Origin of the sequence: Rhodoplanes roseus, assembly GCF_003258865.1 — a bacterium.
GTDB lineage: Bacteria > Pseudomonadota > Alphaproteobacteria > Rhizobiales > Xanthobacteraceae > Rhodoplanes > Rhodoplanes roseus.
On the sequence record NZ_NPEX01000126.1, the window covers coordinates 1 to 16777 of the forward strand.

Here is a 16777-nt window from a genome sequence, read left to right on the forward strand (position 1 = left end):
GCATTGGCGGCGAACGGGCCGGACACCAGCGTGGCGGCGACGAGGGCGAGCAGAGCGATCTTCGAGCGGGTCATGACGATCTCCTTCGGTTGTCTGATGGGCGCCGCAGCGGCGCCGGTGATCCGAATATCGCGATCGGGCGGCGGGATTTGAAATGCCGAGTGGCTATCGGGTCGATAGCGGCATGCTATGGCGGCGGGCACGTCGCGCCGCGCGAGTTCCCGCTTGACCTCGCGGGGGCAATTCCTAGAAGTCGATGGCGTCGCGACCGTCTCGGCCGCGGGCGGTCCCAAGAGACTCCCAAGAGAAGCGCCGGCGCTTGAACCGGTCGTCGTTCGGGTGCGCGAATGGAAATGCATCAGGTGCGCTATTTCCTGGCTCTCGCCAGGACGCGCAATTTCACGCAGGCGGCGAGCGAGTGCAACGTGTCGCAGCCCTCGCTGACGCGCGCCATCCAGCAGCTCGAGGCGGAGTTCGGCGGCGACCTGTTCCGGCGCGAGCGGCCGCAGGCGCTGCTCACCGAGCTCGGCCAGCGCATGATGCCGTTCCTTCAGCAGTGCGACGATTCGGCCCGCGCGGCGCGCGCGCTCGCCTCGTCGATGAAGAAGGGCGAGGCCGGCACGCTGCGCATCGCGCTGTCCGACAGCATCGACGGCGGCCTGCTGGTTCCTCACGTCAAGGAGCTCGGCCGGCACTTCCACGGCCTCGACCTGAAGCTCCTGCGCGGCAGCGCCGCCGACGTCGCGCGGATCCTCAAGGAGGGCCGCGCCGAGCTCGGCCTGATCGCCGCCGAGGACACGAGCTGGGATCGCTTCGATCGCTGGCCGCTGTTCTCCGAGCCGTTCCGGCTGCTGCTCAGCGCCGAGAACCGGCTCGCCAATCAGGACGTCGTCGACGCCGAGGAGTTGCGCCAGGAACGGCTGCTGACCCGGGCCTATTGCGAGCAGGCCGACAAGATCGCCGAGCTGCTGCGCAAGGCCGACATCGACGTCGACCGCGCCCACGAGCTCAACAGCGACCGCGACCTCGTGCAGTTCCTGGAGGCGGATCTCGGCATCGCGGTGGCGCCGGCGAGCGCCGTCACCGGGCCCGCCGTGACGCGCGCCGCGCTGGCCGGATTCGAGCTCGAGCGCACCGTCTATCTCTACGGCGTCGCCGGCCGCGAACGCTCGCCGGCCGCCACCGCCGCGATGAAGATGCTGCGCGCCTGCAACTGGAAGCGCATGCTGGCGTGAGCCGGCAGACGAGAGACGGGAGAAGCCTCTCCTCGTCGTGCTCAGCGGAGGCGGAGCACCCGGTCCGCCGCAGCGTCTCGACTGAAACACCAACGTTCGGTGGAGACGGGGTCGTCCGCCTGCGCGAGGGGTTTGCATAATCCGTCATTCCGGGGCGCGCCAAAGGCGCGAACCCGGAATCCAGCGGAACTCGTCATTGTTGGCTGGATTCCGGGTCCGGCGCTGCGCGCCGTCCCGGAATGACGGATGGTGTAAAGCCCTCGCCTGCGCACACGACGGCGCTCGACGGGCTGCACCTTCGATCTCGTCTCAGCGCCTCGAGCTCGAACCCGCGATGACGTGATCAGAACTCTCGCCCGGACAGCGTCGGCGCCGCGCCGGTCAGCGCGTCTCGGTGCAGGCGCGGCGGGCGGCGGTCAGCATGTCGTCGATGGGCATGCGCTTGCGGTAGTCGGGGTCGACGAAGCGCGCCAGGACGCGCCGGTCGCGGCCGACGATGAAGGCAGCCGGGATCGGCAGCGACCACGAGTCGTTACCGTGGTAGCGCGGCAAGTCGATGCCGGCCTGGCGGGTGAGCGCCATCAGCTCGTCGCCGATCCACACCACCAAGTTCAGGCTCGCCGCGTATCCGTTGTCGACGTCGCACAGCACCGGAATGGCGCCCCGCGCGTCCGCCTGGAACGCCTCGGCGAACTCCTGGACGTCGGGGACGATCGCGACGATCTGCAGGCCGGCGGCCTTGGCCGCATCGTTCGCCTGCGCCAGCGCGTCGACGCTGAGGCGGCAGTAGGAGCACCAGTGGCCGCGATGGAACACCAGCGCGACCGGCCCGGCCGCGAGCAGGCCGTCGAGATCGACCAGCTTGCCGGTCGGGTCGGGAAGCAGGAAATCCGGCATCGAATCGCCGACCTGCGGCGCCGCGGCGCCGACGCCGCTCTCGCGCAGCCGGGCGACCAGACGATCGGTCGCCTCCTGCAGCCCGGGCATTGTTTCGCGGATGGCCTCGTCGAGCGCGCCGAGACGGTCGCACAGCGGCGCGTCCATCTCCCGGCACCGTTCGAACGTGGAACGACCCGTATCGGACCCCGTGGGGGACATCGCGCGGCCTCGTCCAAGAGGGCGGCCCGACGCCGCTACGACCGCGGATCACGTCGATCCGGTCGACAGCGCAGGGCCTTGCCGGGTCTATAACACGTCTCCGGATCGGTGCAATCGACGCCGGTCCGATGCAGTTGCGGAGCGGCCGGCGGCGGGCCGGCCCGAAGGCGTCCCGCCGCCCGAAACGACATCAGCGGATGTTGCCCTTGGCCTGGTCGGTGCCGGTCTCGACGACGGCCGAGCCGGACGCGACGTAGTGGCTGCCCTGGTCGCCGAGCGGTGCCGCATTGGCGGCGCCGGTGGCCGACACGAGCGCGAGGGTGGCGAGAGCGAAGACGATCTTGGTCATGGGGGTGTTCCTTCGGTTCGGGGGTGAGTGTGGTCTGGTCGATTCAGCGCGGGTCAGTCGATGTTGCCCTTGGCCCGGTCGATGCCGGTCTCGACGACGGCCGAGCCGGACGCGACGTAGTGGCTGCCCCGGTCGCCGAACGGCGCGGCAGTGGCGGCGCCGGTGGCCGACACGAGGGCGAGGGTGGCGAGAGCGAAGACGATCCTGGTCATGGGGGTTCTCCTTGCAGTCGTCGGAGCGCTCGGTGAGCGTCCGTGTTCCGTTGAAGCGAATATCGGGGGTGGTCGGTCGAAACTGAAATGCCGGCTTGCTATCGGGTCGATAGCGCCACGCTATCGAGCGCGGCGTCGGCCGGGCGCGTCACCCTCAGCGGATGTTGCCCTTGGCCTGGTCGATGCCGGTCTCGACGACCGCCGAGCCGGACGCGACGTAGTGGCTGCCCTGGTCGCCGAACGAGGCGGCATTGGCGGCGAACGGGCCGGACACCAGCGTGGCGGCGACGAGGGCGAGCAGAGCGATCTTCGAGCGGGTCATGACCATCTCCTTCGGGTTGTCTCGGTGGCTCGTGTCCGAGCCGGTGATGCGAATATCGCGGTCGAGCCGGCGAATTTGAAATGCCGAGTGCCTATGGAGGCGATAGCGCGCGGCTATGGTGCGCAGCCCCGGCTCGCCGGCGGGGTCGCGACGCGCGAACGCCGCCGCCCGGCGGGCGACGGCGTCCGACCTCGTTGCGGCGCGCGCCGGAGCGGCGCGGCCGCCGTTCGATCAGCGAATGTAGCCGGTGGCCTGGTCGAACCAGCCCTGCATCGACGAGAACAGCATGGCGCCGCCGGACATCTTGCGGTCCTCCAGCACATAGAGCTTGCCGCCGTTGCGATAGACGATGGCGCCGGCGGGCAGCTCGCGGCCTTCCTTCATGATCATGGCGTGGCCTGCGGCGTTCGGCGTGAGAACGTCGTGGGCCCCGCTCGGCGACACGTAGATGGCCTGGCGGTCGGTCATGCCGCGCGCCGTCTGGGCCGACACGACACCCGTGGCCATTGCGAGGGCCGCGACGCCGGCCAGCATCGCGATCGTGGATCGAACCATGTGACTCTCCTGCGGGAAGGTGGGTTGCTTGCGGGCGCTCCGGCGGAGCGACCGCGGCGACTATCGCGACGCCGGGAGCCGAGCTGAAATGCCCGCTGATGATCGTTTCGATAACGATCGTGCATCGACGCGGACGGGCGCCGGGGGCCGCGCCCCGTCAGTCGCCCGCCGGGACGGGCGCCTCGCTGCCGTGCGCCGCGACGATCTCGGCGACCGCCACCGCGGACTCGCCCATCCATCTCACGCGCATGGCCTCGCGCACGAAGGCGCCGACCGCCGGCGCGAAGGGGCGGCCCCGCACCGTGCAGAGATTGATGGTCCGCGAGAATTCCGGCTCGATCAGCGGGCGCGCGATGACGGCCGGGTCGGTCACCGAGAGCTCCGGCATGAAGCCGAAGCCCAGCCCGGAGCGGATCATCGCCAGCACCCAGTCGTCGCGCTCGCTCGAATACACGGTGCGGCAGGTGACGCTCTGCTGCCGGAAGAACTGGCCCGCATATCCGTTGAACTCGCAATTGGCGCGGTTGATGTAGCTCATTCCGTCGAGATCGCGCACCCGGATCGCCTTGCGGCGGGCGAGCGCATGGTTGGGCGGAATCACGATCAGCATCCGCTCGCGATACAGCGGCATCACGTGCAGCCGAGCGTCGGGCGCGCCGCCGGGCAGGCAGTAGACGGCGACGTCGAGATCGCCCTCGAGCAGCATGGTGTCGAGGACGCGGGCGCTGCGGTCGCTGATCTCGAGCTCGATCCCGGGATGCCGCATCCGGATGGCCCCGATCAGCTCGACCAACTGGTTCGGCGCGATCGTGCACATGATGCCGAGCCGCAGCGGCGCCTTCTTGAGCCGGGCGGCGTCGAGAGCGATCTGCTTGGCCGCATGGGCCTCGTCGTAGACCTGCTTGAGATGCGGATGCACCATGCGGCCGAGTTCGGACAGGTGCGTGTTGGCGCGCTCGCGGTGGAACAGCGGGCCGCCGAACTCCTCCTCCAGCAGCTTCACGGCGCGGGTCAGCGCCGGCTGGGAGACGTTGCAGAGGTCCGCCGCGCGGGTGAAGTTCAGGACCTCCGCGAGCGCGAGGAAATAGCGGATCTGGTGCATTTCCATGGGGGCGCTCTCGGCCGGTCCGCAGACGTCCGCGAGCCGGGGCGACACCATCCCGGCTGCGGTATTTCGGACGCCATTGATGACCGCCGGGGCGTTGCAGGCAAACCAAATTTGCCGTGAACGGACACCCCCGCCGGAGCGGCCCGACGGGCGGCCGGAGGGGGGCCCGAATCGGGCCGGCGAAGACGTGCGCCGGGGCGCTTTCGACCGCCGCCGGAGCAGACCGGGGCGGGCGCGACATATCACTCACGCGCCGTCGTGGCGGGATCACGTGATATTTTACATGGCCGCTTTGCGGCCGGCGCGGGACGAAAAGCCCCCGTCCCGCAGTGCAGCGCAACGGGATGTCCCGCAGTGCGGGACCCGTCGAGGAAGCCCTTCGCCCTGCCGGGCGCTGCCGAAAGTTCATGGCGCAGAGGTATTTTACGTCCTGGGGGGTCGCGCCGTGCGGCGCAGCGAGGCCGCGGGCCCGGCCGTGTCAATCGTCGCCCACGCCGCGCCGGACATTCCGATTCTGCAGCGCAGCAGCGGGTTTCGGCACGCCCGGGACGACGCCCGGCCGGGAGCCTTTGACAATAGTCAGAGATGGCCCCCACCCCCGCGGAGTAGAAAACTTCCAGTCAAGGTGGGCGACAGGCCTGAGCACGGCTCGGCGGGTCGGCCGGATAACAGTCAGGGGCGGAACGTCAGGCTTTCCGACGGTTCGAGCGACCACGGTCGCCCCGGCTCCGAACGCGAGCGACGGAACGCGTGCTCAGCGCGATGAACACCCAAAGCGGACGCAGCAAATGAACGCTAAATTTCCGGGCATTCCGACAGTCATCAACGGAAACGGCGCCGTCGCCCAGGTGATGGGCCACGTCTGCGGCGGTGTCATCGGTTATCCGATCACGCCCTCGACCGAGATCTCCGAGATCTACGAGGCCTTCCGGTCCGCCGGCGGCTGCAACGTCTGGGGCAAGCATCCGTTCTTCTTCGAGCCGGAGGGCGAGCACTCGGCCCAGTCCGGCGCGCTCGGCGCGGCGCTCACCGGCGGCAAGTTCGTCTCCAACGCCTCGTCCAGCCAGGGCATCCTGTACGGGCTCGAGTCCCACTACGTGACGGTCGGCAAGAAGGTCGGCGGCTTCGTGCTGCAGGTCGCCGCCCGCGTGGTGTCGAAGCACTCGCTCAACGTGATGGCCGGCCACGACGACGTCTACGCGCTGCTGCAGTCCGGCTACACGATCCTGTTCGGCTCGAATCCGCAGGAGGCGGCCGACCTCTCCTGCATCTCCTACAAGGTGTCGGCGACCTCGCTGATCCCGGTCGCCAACGCCATGGACGGCTTCGCCACCTCGCACATGATGAGCGAGTCGCTGATGCCGGAGCCGGAGCTGATCCGCGAGTTCCTCGGCGATCCGTCCGGCCGCATCCCCTGCCCGACCGTGGCGCAGGAGATCCTGTTCGGCGCCAAGGGCCGCGTCTTCCAGCTCGGCCAGTGGCTCACCAAGCACCAGGACGACTTCGCGCCGTCCGATCTCGCCAAGCTGCGCACCTGGCTCGACACCGAGGCCGAGCAGGTCGAGGCCGACAACGACGGCGCCCTCGTCGCCGACACGGTCGCGCTGGTGCCCGAGGAGCTGCGCGCCGCGTGGAAGCGCCAGTGGGTCAACGCCTTCCCGAAGGGCACGCGCCAGCTCGTGCCGGCGCTGGTCGACGTCAACAATCCCGGTCTCACCGGCGGCGTGCAGAACCAGCCCGACTTCCAGGCCGGCTCGATCGACCACCGCACCCACTTCGTCCGCGACGTGCCGCGCTTCGTGCGCGAGGCGATGGCCGAGTACTCGGCGCTGACCGGCCGCGAGTACAAGCCGGTGATGACCTACATGTGCGACGACGCCGAGCAGGTGATGGTCGGCCTCGGCTCGGTCACCGACGACGTCGAGGCGGTGGTCGCCTATCTGCGCAGCAAGGGCAAGAAGGTCGGCGTCGTGTCGATCAAGCTGCTGCAGCCGTTCCCGGAGGCCGAGCTGGTCGAGGCCCTGAAGGGCAAGACCGCCGTCACGGTGCTGGAGCGCTCCGACGTCACCGCGCTGACCGCCTTCGTCACCCAGGCGCTGTTCAAGGGCGTCGAGAACGCCGCCGGCCCGCGCCATCCCGGCATTCCGGCGATCGACCGGCTGCCCAAGATGACGACCGCGATCTTCGGCCTCGGCGCCCACGACCTGCAGCCGCGCCACCTGATCGCGGCGTTCAAGAACATGGAGACGACGAACGCGCCGTTCGTCTATCTCGGCTCGCAGTTCTTCAGCAAGGATCCGAGCCCGCGGCTCGCCGCCCTGCAGGAGCGCCTGAAGGCGGCCTATCCCGAGACCGAGCTGATGGCGCTCGAGACCGAGCCCAACCCGAGCCTGCTGCCGCCCTCGGCCTTCCGGGTGCGCTTCCACTCGGTCGGCGGCTACGGCACCATCGCCACCGGCAAGCTGCTGACCGACATCCTGGCCGGCGTGCTCGACCTGCACTCCAAGGCCTCGCCGAAATACGGCTCCGAGAAGAGCGGCGCGCCGACCAACTACTACATCACCCTGAGCCCGGAGACGGTTAAGCTCACCAACGCCGAGATCGAGGACGTCGAGATCGTCGTCTCGCCGGACCACAAGGTGTTCAGCCACGCCAACCCGCTGCGCGGCCTGGTCGAGGGCGGCACCTTCGTGCTGCAGTCGAACCTCTCGCCGCTCGAGGTGTGGAAGGAGCTGCCCAAGCGCGCCCGCAAGACGATCCGCGACAAGAAGATCAAGATGTTCGTGATGGACGGCTTCGCGGTCGCCAAGCGCCACGCGCCGACGCCCGAGCTCGAGACCCGCATGATGGGCATCGCCTTCATCGGCGCGGTCTGCGGCCATGTCGACCGCATCGTCGCCGACGCCTCGATCGACGTCATCCTCAAGAAGGTCCAGCAGCAGCTCTCGAAGAAGTTCGGCTCCAAGGGCGCCGCCGTCGTCGAGGGCAACATGGCGGTGATCAAGGAGGGCCTGGAGGCCACCCAGCCGCTCGACTACTCGCGGCCCGAGTTCGCCGAGGTCGAGACCGAGGCCGGCGTGCAGCAGCTCCGCAGCGTCGCCATCTCGGCCGGCATGTGCCGGGCCCAGGGCACGGTGCCGAGCGAAGGCATCTTCGACCGCGACTACTACGACGAGATGATCGCCGCGCCGTTCCGCGACGGCACCATCGCCGAGGCTCCGGTGCTGCCCGGCACCGGCATGTTCATGCCGGCCGGCTCCGCCGCCTGGAAGGACAAGGGCCTGTTCCGCCGCGACGTGCCGGAGTTCGAGCCGGCGCTGTGCACCGGCTGCATGGAATGCACACTGGTGTGCCCGGACGCCGCGATCCCCAACACGGTGCACGACATCCACGACCTGCTGCTCACCGGCATCAAGCATCTCGACCTCGTCGAGGCGCAGCGCGAGGCGGTGCGCGGGCGGGTCTTCGCCCTCTCGGACGCGGTGCGCGAGGCGTATCGCTCCACCAAGGAGTCGAAGCCGCTCGGCGACGTGGTGGCCGGCGCGGTGGCGTCGCTCGACATCGACAACCCGACCCTCAAGCGCAATCTCGGCCGCCTGGCCGAGGTGCTGGGCGACTTCCCGGTGGCGCGGACGCGGCCGTTCTTCGACGCCATGGAGAAGGAGCAGCCCGGCACCGGCGGCCTCTACTCGGTGGCGATCGACCCGTGGAAGTGCTCGGGCTGCCTCGAATGCATCGACGTCTGCGGTCCCGGCGCCCTCAAGTCGCGCGAGCAGGACGCCGCGCTGCTGGAATCGCTGCAGGCGCGCTTCGAGTTCCTCAGCGAGACGCCCAACACGCCGACGCGGTTCACCGACACGGCGCTGGCGGCGGACGGCGACACCAAGCGGCTGATGCTCGACCGCACCAACTACTACGCGACCACGGGCGGCCACGGCGCCTGCCGCGGCTGCGGCGAGGTGACGGCGATCCGCCTGGTGACCTCGACCAACAACGCCATCCAGACCAAGCGCCGCAAGGAGCACCTGCGCGAGCTCGAAAGCCTGATCGGCGAGCTGCAGGCCAAGCTGCCGCTGGTGCAGGACGACGCGGCGCGGCGCGAGCGCATCGCCGGCGTGCTCAAAGTGCTGGAGAAGCGGCTGTACCTCCTGGAGAGCGGCCCGACCGGCAACGGTCCGGCCTCTGCCGTGATCGCCAACGCCACCGGCTGCTCGAGCGTCTACGCCTCGACCTTCCCGTTCAATCCCTACAACGACCCGTGGGTGAACAGCCTGTTCCAGGACACCCCGGCGGTCGCCAAGGGCCTGTTCGAGGGCGTCACGGCCTCGGCCGTCGACGACGTCAAGGCGCTGCGCATCGCCCGGCTGGAGCTCGACGACGCCTACGACCCGGGCATGCACGACAAGCTGTTCCGCACCTTCGCGTGGCCGCAGTTCACGCCCGAGGAGCTGGCATTGCTCCCGACCGTGATCAGCATGGGCGGTGACGGCGCCACCTACGACATCGGCTTCGGCGCGCTGTCGCGGCTCCTGGCCACCAACACGCCCGTCAAGGTCATCGTGCTGAACACCGGCGTCTACTCCAACACCGGCGGCCAGGCCTCGACGGCCAGCCTCACCGGTCAGGATTCGGACCTCTCGCGCTTCGGCTCGGCCCACAAGGGCAAGCAGGAGGACCGCAAGGAGCTCGGCCTGATCGCCGCGTTCCACCCGAACGTCTTCGTGGTGCAGACCTCGACGGCGCTGCAGCAGCACTTCCTGCAGAACGTCACCAAGTACCTGAACCACACCTCGTCGCCGGCCGTGCTCGACGTCTACACGCCGTGCCAGGCCGAGCACGGCATCGCCGACGCCGCCGCCAGCCGCCGCGCCCGCCTCGCCGTCGAGAGCCGCATGAACCCGGTGTTCGTGCACGACCCGGGCGCCAACCCGACCCGCAAGGGCTGGTTCTCGCTCGACGGCAACCCGGATCTCGACAAGGACTGGACGACGACCACGCTCGAATACGTCGAGAACGGCGTCACCAAGCTGATGGACGTGGCGCTCACTCCGGCCTACTTCGCCCAGGAGGAGACCCGCTTCAAGAAGCAGTTCCGCAAGCTCTCGGCCGATACCGACGCGCTCCCGGTGGAGGACTACGTCGCGCTGCCGGTCACCGAGCGCGCCGGCAAGACCGCCTATGTCTGGTCGACCGACGCGAACAAGGCGCTGGTCAAGCTCGAGGTGTCCGACGCCATCATCCACCTGGTGGAGGAGCGGCGCAAATACTGGCGGACCCTGCAGTACCTGGCCGGCCGGCAGATCGAGAAGCTGGACGCCGACCATCACGTCGAGCTGCAGGCCCTCAAGCAGCGCTACGACGAGGCCGTGAAGACGCAGGAGTCGACCCTCGACACCATCGCCCGCGCGATGAGCGAGCTCGCCGCCTCGTCCAACGCCCCGCCCGCCGGCCTCGCCGGTGCGCTGGCGCCGTTCGGCGGCGCCCCGGTCGCCGAGGCAGCCGCTCCGGCGGCCGCCAAGACCAACGGCGCCGCGGTGCCCTACATCCGCGACGAGGACATCGCCGCCTGCACCAACTGCAAGACCTGCTACCAGCAGGTCCCCGAGCTGTTCGAACGGACCCGGATCATGGTCGACGGCGTGCCCAAGGAGGTCGCCCACACCATCCCGGGCGCCCTGGAACGGGTGCAGGTCACGCCGGACCTCAAGGCCCGGATCGCCAAGGCGGCGGCCGGCTGCGACGCGGAGATCGTGCGATGAGCCCCGCCAATCCCCAGTCGACGACGCCGCAAGAGCAGCTCCTGCGCTACGCCCAGACCACCCAGGCCCTGGAGCAGACGCGCACCCAGCTCGAGGAGCTGGAGTCGACCGACGCCGTCGAGCTGTTCCAGAAGCAGCTCGAGCTGTTGAAGCGGCGCCTGCTCGGCGATCCGAAGTCGCTGCGCAGCACCTTCGTGGCCGACGGCGTCCAGGCGATCGCCTGGGAGTTCCAGCAGGAGGAGCTCAGCCCCGCCTTCACCCGGACGTTCTGGAACCTGCTGCTGCGCAACGACGAGATGAGCGTGCTGCTGCAACGCTTCATCTGGACGATGCCGATGCGCTTCAAGCGCAAGTTCATCAAGGGCATCGACGATCACCTGTCCGACAAGTACCCGATGTTCAAGGGTCTCTCGAACAAGTGGCCGTTCGACGCCTACATCCCGCCCTATATCCGGCCGCCGGAGGAGCGCACCCACGACTTCGCGCTCGTGAACACCGGCTATCTCGGCTACATGTCGCTCGGCTACACCGAGCGCGAGGTCGAGATGTTCGTGTGGCTGGAGGTGCTGCGCGACAAGCAGTGCACCGACAAGCCGTGCGAGATCGGCGTGCTGATCCACGGCAAGAAGGAGCCGAAGGGCGGCTGCCCGGTGAAGATCCACATCCCCGAGATGCTGGAGATGCTGGGCCAGGGCAAGTTCCGCCAGGCCATGGAGCTGATCGAGAGCTGCAACCCGCTGCCCAACGTGACGGGCCGCGTGTGTCCGCAGGAGCTGCAGTGCCAGGGCGTCTGCAAGCAGACGCGGCGGCCGATCGAGATCGGCCAGCTCGAATGGTTCCTGCCCGAGCGCGAGAAGCTGGTCGGCGTCAAGCCGGCCGAGCGCTTCGCCGGCGTGATCAGCCCGTGGGCGCGCGCCGAGAAGCCGCCGATCGCGGTGGTCGGGTCCGGCCCGTCCGGCCTGATCAACGCCTATCTGCTGGCGGCCGAGGGCTTCCCCGTCACGGTGTTCGAGGCGTTCCACGACCTCGGCGGCGTGCTGCGCTACGGCATCCCGGAGTTCCGCCTGCCCAACGTGCTGATCGACGACGTCGTCGAGAAGATCACGCTCCTGGGTGGCCGCTTCGTGAAGAACTTCGTGGTCGGCAAGACGGCGACGCTCGACGATCTGAAAGCCGCCGGCTTCTGGAAGATCTTCGTCGGCACCGGCGCCGGCCTGCCGACCTTCATGAACGTGCCGGGCGAGCACTTCCTCGGCGTCATGTCGGCCAACGAGTTCCTCACCCGCGTCAATCTGATGCGGGCGCTGGACGACAAGTACGAGACGCCGCTGCCCGAGATCAGGGACAAGCAGGTCTTCGTCATCGGCGGCGGCAACACCGCCATGGACGCGGCCCGCACGGCGCGTCGGCTCGGCGGCAACGTGACGATCGTCTATCGCCGCACCAAGAAGGAGATGCCGGCGCGCGTCGAGGAGCTGCACCACGCCCTCGAGGAGGGCATCAATCTCAAGGTGCTGCGTGGACCGACCGAGTTCATCGGCGACGAGAAGACGCACTTCGTCAGCCACGCCGTACTGGCCGTCAACGAGCTCGGCCCGCCCGACAAGTCGGGCCGCCGCGCGCCCGTGCCCACCGGCGAGACCGAGCGCGTGCCGGTCGATCTGGTGATCATGGCGCTCGGCAACACCGCCAACCCGATCATGACCGAGGCCGAGCCCGGCCTGAAGACCTCCAAATGGGGCACGATCGAGGTCGGCGACGGCACCCAGAAGACCTCGATCCCGGACGTCTATACCGGCGGCGACGCGGCCCGCGGCGGCTCCACGGCCATCCGGGCGGCCGGCGACGGCCAGGCGGCGGCCCGCGAGATCGTCGGCGACATCCCGTTCACGCCGGCCGAGATCGCCGACAAGGTCGCCAAGGCGGCGCGCTACACCGAGCTCGGCCAGGTCAAGCAGACCATCGTCGAGAAGATCCCGCTCGCCGGTGGCATCGTCGAGTTCAAGGTGCGGGCCCCGATGGTGGCGCGCTCCGCCAAGGCCGGGCAGTTCGTCCGCGTGCTCGGCTGGGACGACGGCGAGCTGATCCCGCTGACGCTCGCCGACTGGGACGCCGAGGCCGGCACCATCGACCTGGTCATCCAGGGCATGGGCACCTCGACGCTCATGATGAACAAGATGACGATCGGCGACGCCTTCGCCGGCATCGCCGGGCCGCTCGGCCGCGCCAGCGAGCTGCACCACTACGGCCCCGACCAGACCGTGGTGTTCACGGCCGGCGGCGTCGGCCTGCCGCCCGTCTACCCGATCGCCCGGGCGCATCTGGAGCTGGGCAACCACGTCACGCTGATCGCCGGCTTCCGGTCCAAGGAGTTCCTGTTCTGGACCGGCGACGACGAGCGCATGGGCAAGCTGAAGGCCAAGTACGGCGACCAGCTCGACCTGATCTACGCGACCAACGACGGCACCTACGGCATCAAGGGCTTCGTCACCACGCCGCTCGAGGAGATGCTGAAGAACGACAAGACGTCGAAGGGCCGCAAGATCGCCGAGGTGATCACCATCGGACCGCCGATCATGATGCGGGTGGTCTCCGACCTCACCAAGCCCTACGGCGTCAAGACGGTGGCGAGCCTCAACTCGATCATGGTGGACGCCACCGGCATGTGCGGCGCCTGCATGGTGCCGATCACGGTCGAGGGCAAGATGGTGCGAAAGCACGCCTGCATCGACGGTCCGGAGCTCGACGCGCATCTGATCGACTGGGACAAGTTCCTGCCCCGGTTCAACACCTTCAAGGCCCAGGAGCAGCGCAGCAAGGTGGCGCACGGGCTCGCCTGAGCTTTGTATGCCGGGTTCGTTTTGCGCTGCAAAACGAACCTCTCGGCGAGACGGATCGACGCAGACGGATCAAGACGGCGGAGGAGCAGGGCGCGAGCCCTGCTCCTTTTGCATTCGGAACGCCCGGAGTTATGCGTGCGGAGGTGCGTTGCGGCCCGGTCCTATTGCTCCGGGTCGAGGAGCCGGTCGACAATGGTCTCCCGCAACGAACCCGGCGAACACCAGCCCATGTACACGGCAACCTCGAAGCGCCTCACCAACGAAGGCGCCCGCAAGATCCTGGAGACCGCCATGGCCAAGGCCCGCGAGGCGGGCATCCAGGTGGCGGTGGCGATCGTCGACGGCGGCGGCAACCTGCTGCTGCTGGAGCGCATGGACACGGCGCGCTTCCACCTCGTGCACTCGTCCACCACCAAGGCGAAGTGCTGCGCCTCCAACAAGCGGCCGACGACCTCGAAGGGCGCCGTCGCGCAGCCGCTCGACGTCGCCCACGCGCTCGGCCTGGCGCTCGCCGCCGGCCCGGAGAACTGGACCGCCATGGAGGGCGGCTGCCCGATCATCGTCGACGGCGAATGCGTCGGCGGCGTCGGCGTCTCCGGCGGCAGCTGGGACATGGACGCGAAGATCGCCGAGGAGGCCGTGAAGGCGATCGGCGCCAGCATCTCCATCGACGGGAAGTGATCGGTGATTCCGTCATTCCGGGGCGCGCCGCAGGCGCGAACCCGGAATCCAGCGACAAGCGCCCGAGCCCGCGGCTGGATTCCGGGTCCGGCGCTGCGCGCCGTCCCGGAATGACCGCCGATCCGAGCCATCGAATCCTCTCTCACTCCCCCAACACAACGGGTCGATCATCATGAGCAACACCACACCCGTACGCGTCGGCTGCATCGGCATGGGCTGGTGGTCCGACGTGCTGGCCGACGCCATCGCGCGCTCGGACAAGATCGAGATCGTGAGCTGCTACACGCGCACGGCCGAGAAGCGCGACGCCTTCGCCAAGAAGTACGGCGGCAAGGCGGTGGCGAGCTACGAGGAGATGCTGGCCGATCCGCGCGTCGAGGGCATCATCAACACGACTCCCAACAACGTGCATCTGGAGACCACGGCGCAGGCGGCGGCCGCCGGCAAGCACGTCTTCCTCGACAAGCCGATCGCCAACACGGTGACGACCGGCCGCGCCATCGCCGCGGTGGCGCAGAAGCACGGCATCATCCTGCAGCTCGGCTACCAGCGCCGCCGCGAGAACCAGTTCCGCTGGATCAAGCAGCAGATCGACGCCGGCGTGTTCGGCAAGCTGGTGAATGCCGAGTCCAACATCAGCCGCGACCGGCTCGGCAAGTTCGACGCGCACCACTGGCGCCACACGGCGGAGGGCATGCCGGGCGGCGTGATGCTGCAGATCGGCATCCACTACATCGACGTGCTGAGCTACCTGATGGGGCCGGTGATCGCGGTGAACGGCCGCGCCTCGCAGCTCGTCCTGCCGGGCGACAACCCGGACGTCGCCTCGATGATCCTGGAGCACGAGAACGGCGCGCTATCCACGGTCAACGCCTCCTACGCCTCGGCCGGCGAGTACTACCTGATGAACATCTACGGCAAGGAGGCGACCGCCTATTACGACCTGCACGGCGGCCTGCGCCTGCAGAAGCGGCACTCCGACGTGATCACGCCGATCCCGTTCGAGAAGAACGACGCCATCCGGGACGAGCTGGAGGAGTTCGCCGCCGTGATCCGCGGCAACGGCAAGCCGGAGACCGACGGCGTGCACGGCTACCGGTCGCTCGCCGTGGTCCGCGCCGGCACCGTCTCGGCCCGCGAAGGCCGCCGCGTCGAGGTCGCGGAGATGCTGGAGAAGGATTGAGCGCCGACGACCGGGTCGACGTCTCTCCGCCCACTCCCTGAGGAGGCCGCGCAGCGGCCGTCTCGAAGGGCGAGGGCGGCCCCGGGCGCAGGGGCCACATGGTTCGAGACGCGCTCCTTTGGAGCGCTCCTCGCCATGAGGGGATAGATCGTGCTCCGCCGCTTGCTCCGTTCCAGAGCAGAAAGAAAGGGCCGCCCCGATGGGCGGCTCTTTCCAACTCCAAGGTCTGCGCCGCCTTCACCTCCGCATCGTCACCACCACCTTGATGGCGTCCTCGATGCGGTCGCGGGCGTAGCGGAAGGCGGTCGGCACGTCCTCGAGCGGGAACGTGTGGGTGTGGATCAGCTTCGGCTCTAGCCGCTTCTGCGCGACCAGGGCGGCGCAGCGGTGGGTGGCGCTGCGGCCCTCGCCGCGGATGCCGAAGACCGAGATGTGCTGGCGGATCAGCTTGGCGAGGTCGACCGAGGCCGGCTTCTCCGGGAAGCCGACCAGGCACACCTTGCCGCCGCGCTTGAGCATCTCGGTGGCGAGATCGAGGCTGCCCGGATCGCCCGACGCCTCCACCACGTAGTTGACGCCGCGACCGCCGGTGATGCGCTTCACCGCCGCGAGCGGATCCTCGTTGCGGATGTTGATCACGTGGTCGGCCCCCATACGCGTGCCGAGCGCGAGCCGCGCGTCGCGCGTGCCGGTGAGGATCACCGGGTCCGCCCCGAGCGCCTTCGCCACCGCCGTCACCATCAGGCCGATGGCCCCCGGGCCCAGCACTACGACGCTCTCGCCGGCGATCAGGCCGCCCAGCGTGTCGAGCGCGTACATGGCCGTGCCGGCCGTGACGATCAGGGTCGCCTCCTCGTCGCCGACACCCTCGGGCACGTGCACCAGCGTGCTCACGTGATTGACGGCGTACTCGCAGAAGCCGCCGTCGGTGGTGAAGCCGTTGGCGCGGTGCCCCTTGTCGTGGCCCGCGTAGTTCATGCCGTAGTTGAGGCAGGCCGTGTACATGCCGGCGCGGCAGCGCTCGCAGCGCCCGCAGCCGTAATGCACCTCGACCACGACGCGGTCGCCGATCGCGAACTCGTCGACGCCGGCGCCGAGTCTCACGACCGTGCCCATGTACTCGTGGCCCGGGGTGAAGTTCTTGTTGAACGGCTTGCCGCCCTCGATCAGGGCCGGCGGCCCGCGCGTGATGATGCTGATGTCGCCGGCGCAGAACGCGATGGCGTCGATGCGGATCAGCACCTCGGAATGGCCCGGCTGCGGCACCGGCTTCTCGGTCAAGCGGAGCTGTCCCGGATCGTCCAGCACCCAGGCTTTCATGGTGTCGGGAACGGCGAAGGCGGTCGTTTGCGCGGTCGTCACGGTGATCGTCCTCTGAAGCTCGCTTCGTCTCACCCTCCCCTGGAGGGGGAGGGTCGGGGCGCGCGGAGCGCGC

The 16777-nt window shown here is 69.0% G+C and carries 13 protein-coding genes; 5 read left to right on the forward strand and 8 right to left on the reverse strand.

What is annotated here, in order from left to right; all coding sequences use genetic code 11:
* On the reverse strand, window positions 1-359 hold a 359-nt coding region (locus CH341_RS33745; protein WP_146604522.1), incomplete at its 3' end, for a hypothetical protein.
* Here CH341_RS33745 and CH341_RS17750 point away from each other — a divergent pair.
* On the forward strand, window positions 348-1235 hold the full coding sequence (locus CH341_RS17750; RefSeq protein WP_111420332.1) for a LysR family transcriptional regulator: 888 nt from the start codon (window positions 348-350) through the stop codon (window positions 1233-1235). The genes CH341_RS33745 and CH341_RS17750 overlap by 12 nt on opposite strands.
* 381 nt (window positions 1236-1616) lie before the next feature.
* Here CH341_RS17750 and CH341_RS17755 read toward each other — a convergent pair whose 3' ends face one another.
* The 6 genes from CH341_RS17755 to CH341_RS17765 form a co-directional block, all read right to left on the reverse strand.
* Window positions 1617-2279, reverse strand: a complete 663-nt coding sequence (locus CH341_RS17755; protein ID WP_245431118.1) for a peroxiredoxin-like family protein — start codon at window positions 2277-2279, stop codon at window positions 1617-1619.
* A gap of 244 nt (window positions 2280-2523) precedes the next feature.
* Window positions 2524-2682 (reverse strand): hypothetical protein, encoded by a 159-nt coding sequence (locus tag CH341_RS34290; RefSeq protein WP_170149678.1) that lies wholly within the window; start codon window positions 2680-2682, stop codon window positions 2524-2526.
* Window positions 2683-2735: 53 nt separating this feature from the next.
* Entirely contained in the window at window positions 2736-2894 is a 159-nt protein-coding gene (locus CH341_RS34295) for a hypothetical protein (protein WP_170149679.1), read from the reverse strand.
* 154 nt (window positions 2895-3048) lie between these two features.
* Complete coding sequence (locus tag CH341_RS34300) at window positions 3049-3216, reverse strand: hypothetical protein (RefSeq protein ID WP_170149680.1); 168 nt, start codon at window positions 3214-3216, stop codon at window positions 3049-3051.
* 231 nt (window positions 3217-3447) lie between these two features.
* Window positions 3448-3771: a hypothetical protein gene (locus CH341_RS17760; RefSeq protein ID WP_111420334.1), complete on the reverse strand. Its 324-nt coding sequence runs from the start codon at window positions 3769-3771 to the stop codon at window positions 3448-3450.
* Between the two features lie 157 nt (window positions 3772-3928).
* Complete coding sequence (locus CH341_RS17765; protein ID WP_111420339.1) at window positions 3929-4879, reverse strand: LysR family transcriptional regulator; 951 nt, start codon at window positions 4877-4879, stop codon at window positions 3929-3931.
* 788 nt (window positions 4880-5667) lie between these two features.
* Between CH341_RS17765 and CH341_RS17770 the strand changes: the two genes are divergently transcribed.
* From CH341_RS17770 to CH341_RS17785, 4 genes are all read left to right on the forward strand, one after another.
* Complete coding sequence (locus CH341_RS17770; protein WP_111420335.1) at window positions 5668-10638, forward strand: 2-oxoacid:acceptor oxidoreductase family protein; 4971 nt, start codon at window positions 5668-5670, stop codon at window positions 10636-10638.
* Entirely contained in the window at window positions 10635-13478 is a 2844-nt protein-coding gene (locus CH341_RS17775; RefSeq protein WP_111420336.1) for a sulfide/dihydroorotate dehydrogenase-like FAD/NAD-binding protein, read from the forward strand. Before CH341_RS17770 ends, CH341_RS17775 begins: the two co-directional genes overlap by 4 nt.
* 228 nt (window positions 13479-13706) lie before the next feature.
* Window positions 13707-14159, forward strand: coding sequence for a GlcG/HbpS family heme-binding protein (locus CH341_RS17780; protein ID WP_170149681.1), 453 nt, complete (start codon window positions 13707-13709; stop codon window positions 14157-14159).
* Window positions 14160-14331: 172 nt separating this feature from the next.
* Entirely contained in the window at window positions 14332-15342 is a 1011-nt protein-coding gene (locus tag CH341_RS17785; protein WP_111420338.1) for a Gfo/Idh/MocA family protein, read from the forward strand.
* A gap of 237 nt (window positions 15343-15579) precedes the next feature.
* On the opposite strand, the gene CH341_RS17790 is transcribed toward CH341_RS17785, so the two are convergent.
* A complete protein-coding gene (locus CH341_RS17790; RefSeq protein ID WP_245431119.1) occupies window positions 15580-16704 on the reverse strand; it encodes a zinc-dependent alcohol dehydrogenase in 1125 nt (374 codons plus the stop codon).
* Window positions 16705-16777 lie beyond the last annotated feature (73 nt).

Bases quoted from the DNA above. Each gene is read 5' to 3' on its own strand.
- CH341_RS17750 (WP_111420332.1), top strand. From the start codon at position 348: ATGGAAATGCATCAGGTGCGCTATTTCCTGGCTCTCGCCAGGACGCGC.
- CH341_RS17755 (WP_245431118.1), bottom strand. From the start codon at position 2,279: ATGGACGCGCCGCTGTGCGACCGTCTCGGCGCGCTCGACGAGGCCATC.
- CH341_RS34290 (WP_170149678.1), bottom strand. From the start codon at position 2,682: ATGACCAAGATCGTCTTCGCTCTCGCCACCCTCGCGCTCGTGTCGGCC.
- CH341_RS34295 (WP_170149679.1), bottom strand. From the start codon at position 2,894: ATGACCAGGATCGTCTTCGCTCTCGCCACCCTCGCCCTCGTGTCGGCC.
- CH341_RS34300 (WP_170149680.1), bottom strand. From the start codon at position 3,216: ATGACCCGCTCGAAGATCGCTCTGCTCGCCCTCGTCGCCGCCACGCTG.
- CH341_RS17760 (WP_111420334.1), bottom strand. From the start codon at position 3,771: ATGGTTCGATCCACGATCGCGATGCTGGCCGGCGTCGCGGCCCTCGCA.
- CH341_RS17765 (WP_111420339.1), bottom strand. From the start codon at position 4,879: ATGGAAATGCACCAGATCCGCTATTTCCTCGCGCTCGCGGAGGTCCTG.
- CH341_RS17770 (WP_111420335.1), top strand. From the start codon at position 5,668: ATGAACGCTAAATTTCCGGGCATTCCGACAGTCATCAACGGAAACGGC.
- CH341_RS17775 (WP_111420336.1), top strand. From the start codon at position 10,635: ATGAGCCCCGCCAATCCCCAGTCGACGACGCCGCAAGAGCAGCTCCTG.
- CH341_RS17780 (WP_170149681.1), top strand. From the start codon at position 13,707: ATGTACACGGCAACCTCGAAGCGCCTCACCAACGAAGGCGCCCGCAAG.
- CH341_RS17785 (WP_111420338.1), top strand. From the start codon at position 14,332: ATGAGCAACACCACACCCGTACGCGTCGGCTGCATCGGCATGGGCTGG.